Source organism: Maribacter litopenaei, assembly GCF_025244665.1.
GTDB lineage: Bacteria > Bacteroidota > Bacteroidia > Flavobacteriales > Flavobacteriaceae > Maribacter > Maribacter litopenaei.
This window is the reverse complement of sequence record NZ_CP104205.1, coordinates 1,527,546-1,541,977: the sequence shown is the minus strand read 5'-3', so window position 1 is coordinate 1,541,977 and position 14,432 is coordinate 1,527,546. Positions and strand designations below refer to the sequence as shown.

General features: G+C 40.4%; 10 protein-coding genes and 3 pseudogenes. All 13 read right to left on the bottom strand.

Going from position 1 to position 14,432, the window contains the following annotated elements:
• Nucleotides 1-39 precede the first annotated feature (39 nt).
• Nucleotides 40-1,176: an MFS transporter gene (locus NYZ99_RS08140; RefSeq protein WP_338039400.1), complete on the bottom strand. Its 1,137-nt coding sequence runs from the start codon at nt 1,174-1,176 to the stop codon at nt 40-42.
• 209 nt (nt 1,177-1,385) lie between these two features.
• Nucleotides 1,386-3,233 (bottom strand): NADP-dependent glyceraldehyde-3-phosphate dehydrogenase, encoded by a 1,848-nt coding sequence (locus tag NYZ99_RS08135; RefSeq protein ID WP_260575217.1) that lies wholly within the window; start codon nt 3,231-3,233, stop codon nt 1,386-1,388.
• Entirely contained in the window at nt 3,199-4,239 is a 1,041-nt protein-coding gene (gene ilvA / locus NYZ99_RS08130; protein WP_260574795.1) for a threonine ammonia-lyase IlvA, read from the bottom strand. Before ilvA ends, NYZ99_RS08135 begins: the two co-directional genes overlap by 35 nt.
• A gap of 31 nt (nt 4,240-4,270) precedes the next feature.
• Entirely contained in the window at nt 4,271-5,746 is a 1,476-nt protein-coding gene (ilvC, locus tag NYZ99_RS08125) for a ketol-acid reductoisomerase (RefSeq protein ID WP_260574794.1), read from the bottom strand.
• A gap of 64 nt (nt 5,747-5,810) precedes the next feature.
• Nucleotides 5,811-6,340, bottom strand: a pseudogene (gene ilvN / locus NYZ99_RS08120) (acetolactate synthase small subunit).
• A 69-nt stretch (nt 6,341-6,409) separates the two neighbouring features.
• Nucleotides 6,410-6,991, bottom strand: coding sequence for an O-methyltransferase (locus NYZ99_RS08115; RefSeq protein WP_260574792.1), 582 nt, complete (start codon nt 6,989-6,991; stop codon nt 6,410-6,412).
• Between the two features lie 3 nt (nt 6,992-6,994).
• Nucleotides 6,995-8,728, bottom strand: coding sequence for a biosynthetic-type acetolactate synthase large subunit (ilvB, locus tag NYZ99_RS08110; protein ID WP_260574791.1), 1,734 nt, complete (start codon nt 8,726-8,728; stop codon nt 6,995-6,997).
• Between the two features lie 26 nt (nt 8,729-8,754).
• Nucleotides 8,755-10,436 (bottom strand): annotated as a pseudogene (gene ilvD, locus NYZ99_RS08105) (dihydroxy-acid dehydratase).
• A 368-nt stretch (nt 10,437-10,804) separates the two neighbouring features.
• The gene (locus tag NYZ99_RS08100) at nt 10,805-11,644 is read right to left on the bottom strand and encodes a 5-oxoprolinase subunit C family protein (RefSeq protein ID WP_260574787.1); all 840 of its coding nucleotides are present in this window, start codon (nt 11,642-11,644) and stop codon (nt 10,805-10,807) included.
• A gap of 106 nt (nt 11,645-11,750) precedes the next feature.
• Nucleotides 11,751-12,373, bottom strand: a pseudogene (pxpB, locus tag NYZ99_RS08095) (5-oxoprolinase subunit PxpB).
• Nucleotides 12,370-12,639 carry a LamB/YcsF family protein gene (locus NYZ99_RS08090; RefSeq protein ID WP_260574785.1) on the bottom strand — a complete coding sequence of 90 codons (270 nt, stop codon included), beginning with the start codon at nt 12,637-12,639 and terminating at the stop codon, nt 12,370-12,372. The pseudogene pxpB and the gene NYZ99_RS08090 overlap by 4 nt, the downstream one beginning before the upstream one ends.
• Nucleotides 12,640-12,658: 19 nt before the next feature.
• Entirely contained in the window at nt 12,659-13,114 is a 456-nt protein-coding gene (locus NYZ99_RS08085; protein WP_260574784.1) for a LamB/YcsF family protein, read from the bottom strand.
• Nucleotides 13,114-14,262: an Nramp family divalent metal transporter gene (locus tag NYZ99_RS08080; protein WP_420845219.1), complete on the bottom strand. Its 1,149-nt coding sequence runs from the start codon at nt 14,260-14,262 to the stop codon at nt 13,114-13,116. Before NYZ99_RS08080 ends, NYZ99_RS08085 begins: the two co-directional genes overlap by 1 nt.
• Nucleotides 14,263-14,432: the final 170 nt, after the last annotated feature.

The following is a 14,432-nucleotide window of genomic DNA, read 5'->3' as shown; positions in this document are numbered from 1 at the left end:
TGGATTTTCCCGCCTTTTGCTTTCTGTACATGTAAATGGCTATAGCCAAAACAACCCCGAAGCAGCCAATATACCACCTACCAAACTGGAGTACACTACCTCAAAGCCAAATACCATGGGTAAACCTGCAAGATAAGCTCCGGACGCATTTCCCATATTAAAAGCACTTTGGTTCATGGATGAACCAAGCATTTCAGAACCTTTGGCCGTATTAATAATGGTCATTTGTATGGGCGTAGAAACGGTAAATGCGATTGCTCCAATTAAAAAGGTAAAGGCCATCAGTAGATAGGGATTGGTAGCGATGAACATATTAAGTACCAAAACAGCGGACATTACGGATAAGCTAATAATAACGGCCTTTAATGGAGAAAAGATCTCGGCCATTTTTGCTCCCACAAAATTTCCGAATACCATTCCCAATCCTGCAAGCATCATGGCATATCCTACATAGTGATCATCTAACCCCGCTACATCGGTTATCAAAGGCGCTATATAACTGTACCATGCAAAAAAGCCTCCCGTACCTATGGTGGTCAAAGCAATCATAGCCCATAATTGTTTATTTCTAAGGGCATCCAATAACTTTACTTGAGGAGTATTGCTGGCTGTTTCCATTCTAGGCATCCAAAACTGTAATGTCGCCAAGGTTAAAATTCCCACAATGCCCACAAGAAAGAATGAGGTACTCCAACCAAACTCTTGACCAATGTAAGTCCCTATAGGAACACCGATGACATTAGCAACCGTTAACCCTGAAAACATAATGGCAATAGCTTGTGCGGATTTTCCTTTTTTCGCCAATTTCATGGCTACCACCGCCCCAATGCCAAAAAATGCTCCATGGGGTATCCCGGATAGAAATCGTAACACTAGTAATGTTCCATAATTTGATGACAAACCGGATAGGGTATTGAATAATGTGAACCACATCATCAATAGAAACAACATTCTTTTAGGGGACAACTTGGAACCCAGGCTGGTTAATAAAGGAGCCCCGACCACAACTCCGAAAGCATAGGAAGCAATAAAATGACCTGCCTGGGATATAGTAATGTCCAAGGCAGTCGAAACCTCGGAAAGTATTCCCATAATTACGAACTCTGTAAGCCCAATTCCAAAACCGCCAATGGCTAATGAAAAAAGTGCTTTTTTGTTCGATTGATTACTCTTCATATGTATCTGATTGGCTTTGCCTATATTCTGTAGCACAAAATTAGGAAACTTATACACCAATAGTAGTCGCTTTATTATCCTTTTTATATGCGATATTAACCTATTAGGTTAGCTATTTGTTAATTATGGATAAAATGACACATTTCTTGGTATTTCCACATAAAAAAGCCGAAACAAAGTTCCGGCTTTTTTAATTTTCTATTTAATAGTTACAGAATGTAATCTGTACTTACAAAATTGGAAACTTTGGCTTCCAATAACTGTTGCACGGTTTGGGTATTCAAATCATTGTCCTTAAAAGCAACAAACGTACGAATAGAAAATGACCGCAAGGCGTCATGAACACTTAAAGTAGATTGTGCGGAGTCCTTTCTTCCGGTAAACGGATATACATCCGGCCCTCTTTGACATGAACTATTTAGGTTTACCCTACAAACTAGGTTAACCAAGGTATCGATCAACGGGGATAGTGTATAAACATCCTTCCCAAAAAGACTTACCTGTTGACCGTAGTTGCTTTCCGCCATATCATCCAAAGGCTCCTCAATATCGGAAAAAGATACAATTGGGATAATCGGACCAAATTGTTCTTCCTGATAGACCCTCATTTCCTTTGTTACGGGATACAAAACGGCCGGCCATATATAATTGTCAAAATGCTTGCCTCCCTTTTTGTTCAAAATCTTTGCCCCTTTTGCCAAGGCGTCATCGATTAGATCCTGTATATAAGCGGGCTTATCAGGTTCCGGCAATGGTGTCAATTTTACCCCATCGTCCCATGGGTTACCAAACTTGAGTTTATCTACTTCCTCTGAGAATTTCTTTAGGAAATTTTCGCGTACATCCTCATGTACATAGATAACCTTTAAGGCCGTACATCGTTGTCCATTAAAGGAAAGCGTGCCTGCTAGGCATTCATTGATAGTCAAATCCATATCTGCATCCGGCAAAATAATGGCAGGATTTTTAGCTTCCAATCCCAAAACCAATCGTAATCTATTACTTTTTGGATGTTGATCCTGTAGTGCATTTGCAGATTTACTATTTCCGATCAAGGCCAAAACATCCACTTTTCCAGTCTGCATAATCGGCGCCGCAACTGTTCTTCCCCTTCCAAAAATAATATTAACCACACCTTTTGGAAAACAGGATTGAAATGCTTCCAATAAAGGAGTGATCAGGAGTACTCCATGTTTGGCAGGCTTAAAAATCGTCGTGTTCCCCATGATGATAGCCGGAATCAACAATGCAAAAGTTTCATTCAACGGATAGTTATAAGGTCCTAAACAAAGTACCACTCCCAAAGGTCCCCTTTTGATATGTGCATAAACTCCATCATGTTTTTGGAATTTGGCCGCATTTCTATCCAAGTTTTTATAATCCTCAATGGTATCCTCAACATATTCTACCGTTCTATCGAACTCCTTTTGGGAATCAGGTAATGATTTTCCAATCTCCCACATCAAATATTTAACGACGATGTCCCTCTTTGTCTTCATCTGCTTCACAAAATTTTCCATACAGATGATTCGATCCCTTACGTGCATCGTTGGCCAAACTCCCTGACCCTTATTATAGGCATTCAAGGCTGCATTTAAAGCATCCATTGCCTCAGGCTCCTGTAAATGCGGCACGCTGCCCAACAAGGTAGGTTTATACTCTTCCGTGGAAGAAATGCTAGAATAAACATCGGTTGTTGGCCCTGACCATACCTTTAATTTCCCGTCTATTAAATATTGGGTCTGATGAATTGGTTGATCGATTACAAATTCCTTAGGTATGTTGGTTTTCTTATTGCTCATATTTTCAATTTTATACCAAATATTGAAATAAATCGGTTTGTCATTAATATAATCCCCAAAAAAGTTATTGGCCTTCATTCTTTCCATTAAAGGCTCTAAATCCTCTGGATTTTTTAGTTCGATACCCACAACGGCAGGTGCATTTTCCTTGCTCGATTTTTTGGAATATTCAAAATGGGTAATATCATCCGTAGGGCCCAAAATTTCTGCTACAAATTGTTTAAGCGCTCCGGGTCGCTGGGGAAACCGGACAATAAAGTAGTGTTTTAATTTTCCATATAAAAGGGCCCGCTCCTTTATTTCTGCCGTTCACGGTGATATCATTATTACTACCACTTACGATACAGACAACATTCTTTCCTTTAATTTTTTCTGCATAGACGTCCAATGCGGCTATACTTAAAGCCCCAGCCGGTTCCACGACAATAGCGTCCCTGTTGTACAAATCTAAAATGGATTGACAAACCTTACCTTCATGTACGGTTAATACATCATGAAGGTGCTCCTTGCATATGGCAAAGGTAAGATCACCCACCTTTTTAACGGCTGCCCCATCAATAAACTTATCGATATGAGGCAGTTCCGTGTTTTTGTTTTTTTCGATGGATGTTTTCATTGAAGGGGCTCCAAAAGGTTCCACACCAATGATTTTTGTATTAGGTGAAAGAGATTTGAAAACCGCTGAGAGTCCCGATGCCAAACCACCACCGCCTATAGCTACGAAGATATAATCAATTGGTTCTTTGGATTGTTCCAACAGTTCCAAACCAACTGTGCCCTGCCCCTCAATGACCTTTGGGTCGTCAAAAGGATGTATAAATGTCTTATTTTCCGCAACACAATACTTCATGGCAGCATTGAAGGAATCATCAAAGGTATCCCCTTCCGGAACAATAGAAGCCCATTCCTCACCGAACATCCGGGTTTGCTCTACCTTTTGCCTGGGCGTTACTGATGGCATGTAAATCGTCGCCTTGATTTTTAAATGCCTACAAGCGAATGCCACCCCTTGCGCGTGATTTCCGGCACTTGCACATACAACGCCATGCCTTCTTTCTTCCTGCTTGAGGGAATTGATCTTATTGTAAGCACCCCTAATCTTATAAGAGCGAACCCGCTGCAAGTCCTCCCTTTTTAGATACACGTTCGCACCAAACAGTTTGGATAAACGTATACTAGGAGTAAGCGGCGTTACCTCCGATACTTGTCGGATGGTCAACGCCGCTTGCTGTATATCCTCTACCCTTGGGAAATATTCCATAGGATGTACGGTAAAGGTTTGTTATTAAAAATTATACGATTGGTTTCATAGCCGTCATGGACTCCCTAAGTCTAGCGCCCACTACCTCAACAGGATGTTCCCTTAGTTTTTTGTTGACAGCTATCAACTTGGCATTGTCAACACCATTGTCCCTTTCTTCACCATAATGCTTCCCGATTACATCGGTATCTACTTTTTTCATGAAGTCGGCCAATAAAGGTTTACAGGCATGGTCAAATAAGTAACAACCGTATTCCGCAGTATCGGAAATTACACGGTTCATTTCAAACAATTTCTTTCTAGCGATTGTATTGGCAATCAATGGAGTTTCGTGTAATGATTCATAATATGCCGACTCCCCGATAATTCCGGATTCAGTCATAGATTCAAATGCCAACTCCACACCGGCACGTACCATGGCAACCATCAATACACCATTGTCATAATATTCCTGTTCGGAAATAGAATCGCTACCCGCAGGCGTCTTCTCAAAGGCTGTTTCACCAGTTGCAGCTCTCCATGTCAATAGATTCTTATCATCATTGGCCCAATCCTCCATCATAGTTTTAGAGAAGTACCCGGTCATGATATCGTCCATGTGTTTTTGAAACAATGGTCTCATGATGTCCTTTAATTCCTCAGAAAGTTCAAATGCCTTGATTTTTGCCGGGTTGGATAAACGATCCATCATATTGGTAATTCCTCCATATTTCATCCCTTCCGTAATGGTTTCCCATCCGTATTGAATCAATTTGGAAGCGTATCCAGGTTCGATGCCCTTCTCTATCATTTTATCAAAACATAGGATGGAACCTGTCTGTAACAAACCACAAAGAATGGTCTGCTCTCCCATTAAATCTGACTTTACCTCCGCTACAAAAGAAGACTCCAACACCCCTGCCTTATGACCTCCTGTAGCGGCTGCATACGCTTTGGCCTGTTCCAATCCCTTTCCTTCTGGGTCATTTTCAGGGTGTACCGCTATCAACGTAGGAACACCGAAACCTCTTTTGTACTCCTCTCTAACCTCTGAACCTGGACTCTTAGGAGCTACCATGATTACGGTAAGGTCCTCCCTTATTTTGGTTCCTTCCTCCACAATATTAAATCCATGTGAATATGACAAAGTGGCTCCTTTTTTCATTAGGGGCATTACTGCTCCTACTACTTGGGTATGTTGTTTGTCCGGTGTAAGGTTGATGACTAAATCGGCACTAGGAATCAATTCCTCGTAGGTTCCAACAGTAAAACCATTTTCAGATGCATTTATATATGACTGTCTTTTTTCTTTAATGGCGGCATCCCTAAGGGTATAGGCGATATCCAACCCTGAATCTCTCATGTTCAAGCCTTGGTTCAAGCCTTGGGCACCGCAACCAACGATTACAATTTTCTTTCCTTTTAACGCAGTTACGCCATCGGAGAATTCCGTGGGATCCATAAATCTACATTTTCCCAATTGTGTTAATTGGTCTCTTAATGACAGCGTATTAAAGTAGTTTGACATTTTATTTATTGTTTTTAAGTGTGATTTTTCCCGAAGGGATTAGTTTAATTAGTTTTCAAATGTATTAATTGTGCTGAAACTCACGCAATAGGGATGTAATTTGCATTTCGTCCTTAGTTACCGAAATTCGGCCGAGACCTAACAAATTGCATAATACCAAAAGGCTTTAATTGTTCGTACATCTCATCTATCTCGAACCTTCTACCGCTTTTTGCCAAAACAAAAAACTCTCTAGAAACCGTAACGATCTGCGAATTACTTTCCTTGATGATATTTTGGATTTGACGTTCGTCGAATAAAAGATTGGAGGCAATTTTAAATAGTGCCGATTCCTGATAAATTGTTTCGTCATCAGTATGATAAAATGCCTTTATGACCTCTATCTGTTTTTCAATTTGCCCAACGATATTGTGAACCCATTTCTCAGTGGTATTCACCACGATAGTGAATTTGGAAACATGGTCGATTTCCGATTTGGACACGTTCAAACTCTCTATATTGATATGTCTCTTTAAGAATATACCGAGATATCCTATTGAGCAATCCAACATTATTTTCGGAATATACCGAAATGGTAAACCATTCATTTTTCATCACGTAAACCTTAATTCAAAGCCAACTATTTTGGCTGTTACTTGTTTTAATGGACTTATAGTTCCTTTACTATTTTGTTTTTACGGCCAATACGACACCTGTTGACCAGTTCATTTTTGTCAAATTCAAATCTTCCCTGCTTTCCAAATGTGCAACCAATTCCTCCACATTTTTGTCATGCCCTTCCGGCCAGTTTGGCTGGGCCAACATATCATCGATTACATAGAAACCTCCAACCTTTAATAGATTAAGGGTTTCTTCCAGTTGACCATATTTTCCAGGCCACGCATCGGCGAAAATCAAATCAAAATGCTCTCCTTCATAATTTTTAATCCATTCGGCGCCATCATCACAAACAATATCAACCCGAGTATCCTTACCAAAGAAAGTATGCGCAATTTCAATTAATTCGGGATCATTGTCCAACGTTATAAGTTTAGATTCCGCATCCAATCCATCAATCATCCATGATAAACTTAATCCAATACCGGTACCTAGTTCCAAGAATCTTCCCTTTGGTTTTGAGCTAATCAAAGTTTTTAAAAGGGTTCCTACATATACATCGGAGGGCATGGCAAACCCAATTTCATTGGATTTATCCTGAATAGCCCTGTAGACTTTTGGAATATCCTGTACGTTGGAATCGTCCATTGATTATTTCAATCTAATCTCGGATACCGCAGCTCCTGACGGTATCATCGGGAACACATTATCCTCCTTCTCCACCTTCACTTCTAAAAAGTAAGGATTCTTAGAAGCCATCATTTCCTGTATCGTGCTCTTTAATTCCTTTCTCTCGGTTACCCGTTTTGCCTCTATATGATATCCCTCCGCGATTTTCACAAAATCCGGATTGGTCATTACCGTAGAAGCGTAACGGCGGTCGAAGAATAATTCCTGCCATTGGCGTACCATGCCCAAATGGTCGTTGTTCAAGACCACAATCTTTACTGGTACGTTGTGCTGAAAGATTACCCCCAATTCTTGGATGGTCATTTGATATCCACCATCGCCAATAATAGCAACCACTTCCCTATCCATTGCTCCCATTTTGGCACCTATGGCCGCAGGCAAAGCAAACCCCATAGTTCCTAATCCTCCTGACGTTATATTACTTTTAGACTCCTTGAACTTTGCATATCGGCAACCGATCATCCGGTGCTGCCCAACATCGGTGACAATAACCGCTTTTTGATCCGAGGCAAGATTGATTTCCTCAATTACCTCACCCATGGTCAAGCCTTCCTTGGTTGGATAGATATCGTTCTTGATGACAGTATCATATTCTATTTGGTATTTTTCAGCAAACAACTGAAGCCACTCCTTGTGCGAATTTGGATTTATCAATGGTAAAATCAAACTCAAGGTTTCCTTGGAGTTTCCAAGAACGGGCACATCTGCATGGACATTTTTATTGACTTCTGCAGGGTCGATCTCAAAATGGATTACCTTGGCCTGTTTTGCATAATCTTCCAAACGACCAGTCACTCGATCGTCAAAGCGCATTCCAATAGCTATTAATACATCGCATTCATTGGTCAAAAGGTTTGGCCCATAATTACCGTGCATGCCTACCATACCAACATTTAAAGGATGTTCGGAATCCAAGGCGGATGCTCCCATAATGGTCCAAGCTGCAGGAATTCCAGCTTTCTCAACCAATTCTTTCAATTCTTCCTCCGCTTTACCAAGAATGACTCCTTGACCCCAAACAATCAAAGGCTTTTTTGCGTTATTGATCAAATCGGCCGCCTGTTTCAAGGCATCAGCATCCGGCTTTGGTGCCGGTTTATAACTCCTGACCCCATTGCATTTGGTATAAGTGAAATCCAGTTCATCGAACTGCGCATTTTTAGTAATATCAACTAGAACAGGACCTGGACGACCCGATTTTGCAATATAGAATGCCTTTGCCATAATTTCAGGAATTTCCGAAGCTTTGGTCACCTGATAGTTCCATTTGGTGACCGGGGTTGAAATACCAATAATATCGGTTTCTTGAAAGGCATCTGAACCCAATAAATGTCTCGGCACTTGACCAGTTATACAAACCAAGGGCGTTGAATCTATTTGTGCATCCGCAAGCCCCGTTACCAAATTCGTAGCGCCTGGACCTGATGTAGCCATGGCAACACCTACCCTACCGGATACCCTGGCATATCCTTGGGCAGCATGTGTGGCTCCCTGTTCATGTCGTGTCAAAATATGGGTAAGCTTATCCTGAAATTTATAAAGTTCATCATAGACAGGCATAATGGCTCCGCCCGGATAGCCATAGATCAAATCGACACCTTCCGCCAACAAACAATGAATAATGGCTTCCGCTCCACTAATTCTAATGGATTTCTTGGTCTTTTGTGCTGTCTTTTTTTCTTTCAATGTTTCCATATCAAACAATTAAAAATACCTAAGCTTTAAAATTCATCCGTTACACATCCTTTGGATGCGGATGAAACACTTTTGGCATATTTGTACAATATTCCTCTTTTGGCCTTTAATTCGGAGCTACCCATTTTGATCTTCTCGCTTCCAACTCTTCATTAGAAATTTCAATATCGATTGTATTGTTCACCGCATCGATGGAAATGATATCCCCATTTTCAACCAGGGCAATGTTCCCGCCCACCTGAGCCTCCGGTGAAACATGCCCCACAACAAAACCATGAGACCCACCTGAAAAACGTCCGTCAGTAATTAAGGCAACATCCTTACCTAGACCTGCTCCCATGATAGAGGAGGTAGGTTTCAGCATTTCCGGCATACCGGGAGCACCTTTAGGGCCTTCATATCTAATAATCACCACATCACCTTTTTTTACCTTTCCAGTCTTAATACCCTCATTTACAGCGGTCTCACTATCAAATACATTGGCAGTCCCTTTAAAGGACAAACCTTCTTTACCCGTAATCTTGGCAACCGCACCTTCTGTAGCCAGGTTTCCGAACAAAATCCTGATATGCCCAGTTTCCTTAATAGGCTTATCCAATGTGCTTACGATATCCTGTCCATCTACCAAATTTCGTACACCTTTTAGGTTTTCCGCCAACGTCTTTCCAGTCACGGTCAAACAATCACCATGCAGCATATTGTTATCCAACATATATTTTAATACACCCGGGATTCCACCAACACCATGAAGGTCTTCCATGGAATACTTTCCACTAGGTTTCAAGTTTGCCAAAAGGGGTGTATTATCACTTATTTTCTTGAAATCTTCCAAAGTAAATTCAATTTGGGCAGCCTTGGCAATTGCCAAAAAGTGCAACACGGCATTGGTAGATCCACCCAAAACCGTAACCAATCTAAAAGCGTTCTCCAATGATTTTTTGGTAACAATATCAGATGGTTTAATATCCTTCTCCAATAACAGTCGTAAGGCTTCTCCAGCCCTAACCGACTCTTGTTCCTTTAAGTTTCCATCACTTATAGCCGGGTTGGAGGAGTTAAATGGTAAGGACATTCCCAATGCTTCAATGGCAGAAGCCATCGTATTCGCTGTGTACATTCCTCCACAGGCACCAGCACCAGGACATGCTTTATGAATTACCTCCTTATACTCTTCCTCGTCAATATTTCCGGCCACTTTCTGCCCATATGCTTCAAAAGCGGAAATAATATCAAGCTTCTTACCGTTGTGACAACCGGATGCAATGGTACCCCCATAAACCAATATGGAAGGTCTGTTCAGACGCAACATCGCCATTAGGGCACCTGGCATATTCTTATCACAGCCAACTACGGTGACCGAGACCATCATAACTCATCGCCTCAACCACAGTTTCCATGGAGTCGGCAATAATATCCCTTGAGGGAAGCGAAAAACGCATTCCCGGATTCCATTGGAAATTCCGTCACTTACTCCAATGGTATTAAAAATTAAACCGACCAAACCGGCATTATCGGCACCTTTCTTGACATGTACAGCCAAATCATTCAAGTGCATGTTACAGGGGTTGCCTTCGTAACCTGTACTGGCTATTCCTACTAAGGGTTTCTTTAAATCATCATCAGTTAATCCTATGGCATGCAGCATAGCTTGTGCCGCAGGTAAAGTTGGGTCTTGGGTTACACTTTTGCTGTACTTGTTCAATTCCATTTTTTTCGTCTTCTAAAGTCAATTTTAAATTGGCCTATATCAAAGATATAAGTTTAATATCCGTTCAGTTTTTAACATTTATTTCAGGTTCAAATTCAATGTTGTCAAAAATGCATCAAACAACTGATTTACAATAACTTAGTTTTTGTTTTAATATCATATTCAATACATTGAGATTTTGAAAGGAAACATAAAAAAAACCTGTATCGGATAGCTCTGATACAGGTTTTTAAGTCAATGAAAATCTATATCATTCCCGGTTGGAAATAATGACGACCTCAATGACAGTTCTATGATTCGTATTCATAAGACAATAGTACGTAAAATTATTATGCCACCAAAAAATTGATAAGAATCTCGATAAATTATCAAATAAACTTAAATGAGATGGTATTGCCTTCTCTCTTTTGGGCCAGTACAGAGATGGATCTATCCGAAAGTTGGAGTATTCTAGGGTAACCTCCCGTAGTCTGTCCATCCTTCATTAATATGATTAATTTTCCGGAAGGTGTCAATTGAATCGTTCCGGGCAAAGTGGCCGAGGTCAAAATACTATGCTGATGCCCTTCCAAGGTTTCAGATAACTGGTATGCCATTCGATTGTTTTCTTTGGAAACCGTAAATTCCTTTGAAAATAGGTTTTCCAATTGTCTATCGGTCAGCAAATCAAATTCAGGGGCTTTGTACACTTCCAATACCGTTTCGTCCAACAAGCTATCTACTTTAATTTCGGAAATCTTTGGCGAAAAACTCTTGTTTTCCCCATAGGGAACTTCATCACCATCCTCGATTCTATTCCTATCCGTTATGGGAACATAAAATGATCGGCTGCCAAGAATTTCGTCGGTTTTAAAACCACCCTTAACTGCTAAATAAGTTCTAATTCCCTTTTTGAGCTTCCCGTATGACAAGATATCTCCTTCCTTCACTTGGTACACCTTATAATTTTGAATGGGTTCATTGTTAAGTGTTACCGAAATTATGGCACCCGCTATTACAATAAAAGTATCCTTTTCAAATACCAGCGTTGAATCGGTCATGGTAATTTCCAAAACGGCACTGTGCACATCGTTTTCCAATAAGGTGTTTGCCTTATAAACCGAAGGTTGATCCATACAACCCGAAACCGGGACACCCTTCTTCCTATGGTGAAACCTTCCCAAATCCTGAATGCTGGTAAAAAATCCGGCCTTTAAAACCTTAAGCATGTAGTATCACTTTTTCTCGGTTTATAAATTCCTACCTCGGCTTCTATTTTGTGCAGTTCATATTCGCCCAAGGACACTTTATGAAACTGTATTTTATCCCCAACATTTACAAAACAGGGTCCTTTTTATTTCTGTCGAAAAGGGAAACCGGACAGTTTCCGATAATATTCCAACCCCCAGGGGATTCCTGTGGATAAATACCCGTTTGTTTTCCGGCAATACCAACAGCTCCTTTATCCACTTTCAACCTAGGAGTTGCCTTTCGGGAATTTCCAAATCCTTGGGAACGCCACCCAAGTACATAAAACCAGGAACAAAACCAATCCCATAAACAGTATAAATACTTTCCGTATGAAGTTTAATGACTTCATCTATGGTCTTACCCAAATATTTTGATACCTCCTCCAAATCGACTCCAAATGATTTGTCATAGCATACGGGGAGCTTCCGGAGCACCTTCTGTCTATCTATACTCCCTTTAGATTGCTCGTACCATTCCTTTATTTTAGCACTGAAATTTTCATATTCGACTTCAAGGGTTGGATGTATGACTAATAGGGAATTGTAAGCTGAGATGGTTTCCCAATCCTTTTCTTTTAAACAATCCTTGACCGGAAAGTCCTCAAAGTCCAAGATACTTTCCAAAATTGTTTCGCTTACCTCATTGGGCCATTCAATTAATATGGCATGCCTTCCATATGGTTTTAAGGAAATTGGGGGATGGCTCATCTTTTTAAGGCTATGTCGTGTTTTGATAATTCTATTGTAATATACATTAATATTTGTAAAGCTTCCCGGGTATCGCCATGTATGCAAAAGGTATCGGCTACCATGTTTTTGTATGTATTGGTGATGGTCTTGACCTTATGCTCCTTGACCATAAGCACCAAATGATTCAAGACCTTTTGCGGTTCCGTAATCAGGGCATTGGGCAATCCTCTGGACACAAGACTCAGGTCTTCATTATAGTTTCTATCGGCAAAAGCCTCTACCATTATTTGAAAACCCTCTTTTTTAGCCGAGACTTTTAATGACCGAATCAAAAGGTACAAATAGTACCAACTTAGTTTTATAGTCATGAATGGCATCCAAAAACAAACGAGCCAATTCCTCACTCTTGGCTAGGTCATTATATAAAGCCCCATGAGGTTTGATATGTTTTAAGGAAACATTCTCCTCCTTACAAATAGATTCCAATAACCCTATTTGTGAAACAATACTTTTGGAAAATTCCTTAGCATCCATCGTAAGTGATTTTCTTCCAAAATTTTCTCGATCGGGATATGAAGGATGAGCTCCAATACGAACATCATATTTCTTAGCCAAATGAAGAGTCTCTTTCATTGTAACCTTATTACCCGTATGTCCTCCGCATGCAATGTTACAGCTTGTAATAAACGGGAAAAGTTGGGCTTCGTTTGCAACACCCTCCCCTACATCGCAATTGATATCTATGGCATATTTCTCCATTATATTAATTCTAAAACCTTTAAAATACTCTTCACCCCTAAGAATACAGCTAAAAGAACAATGGCAATTCCCATTACATTCTGAATGGTGGTGTTCCTATATGCACCCATAACGGTACTCCTATTGACTATCCAAAGTAGGAAAATGGCAATTACGGGAAGAAGGACTCCATTGGCTATTTGGGCAAACTTGATTACTTCAATCGGTTTGATATTAAAGGATAGAAAGAAAACACCCAATCCTAAAATAACCATCCAAACAATTCTGAACCTGACATCTTTAAGCCCCTCCTTCCATCCAAAACAATTGGACGCAACATAAGCCGCCGCCGGAGGAGCCGTAATTGCCGAAGTTACTCCCGCCGCAAAAAGGCCAATTCCCATGAAATATCGGGCACTGGTACCATACAGTGGTTCCAAAGCCTTGGCCATATCCATTACATTATCAATCCTCATCAAATCTACAGAGGCCGCCGCAACGATAATACTCATTGAGACAAAGCCACCTAAAAATATTGAAAGATAGGTGTCACGCCTAGCATATTTTAAATCATCTTTTGATTTCCATTTTTCCCCAACCAATGAGGCATGTAAAAATAAATTGTACGGGACTACCGTAGTACCAACCAAAGCGATTACCGTCAATATATTATCATTGTTAACATTGGGAAGAAAAAGTCCTTTTAGAATAAGTATTACATTGGGCTTTGTCAGTAAGGCAGTAATAATAAAGGATAAACTCATGAGTAGTACCAACGAAATAAAGACCTTCTCCAACACTTTATAGTTTCCCATATAAAGCAATATAAATGCCAAAAAGCCAATTAGAAAAGGAAAGTAACCAGTAAATGACGACCCAAACAATGCCTCTAGGCCCAATGCACCTCCTCCAATATTTCCTGCCTCATAAGCTGCGTTACCTATGACTATGGCTGAAAGGATAACACCCACCACAGTCATTTTTACATATTTATTGGGCAATTCCTGTTTGATAACCTCTGCCAAACCCATTTGGGTAATGATTCCCAATCCGGCGGACATTTCCTGTAATACCATGGTGGCCATTACCGACAATAACATGGCCCACAACAAGGCGTATCCAAATGAAACCCCTGCTATTGTACAGGCCGTTACCGTCCCTGATCCAATGAATGCGGCCGCAACTAGGATTTACGACCCATTTTTTTAAACATTCGGTAAAAAATTTAGGTTTTGATAAAGATACCTTCAATTATCCTAAAATTCTCCCTTTAAAAAAATAGAAGTTCACAACAATTTTAACATTTCAAAATGCCGTTTATCTAAAAAAATGTCATTCG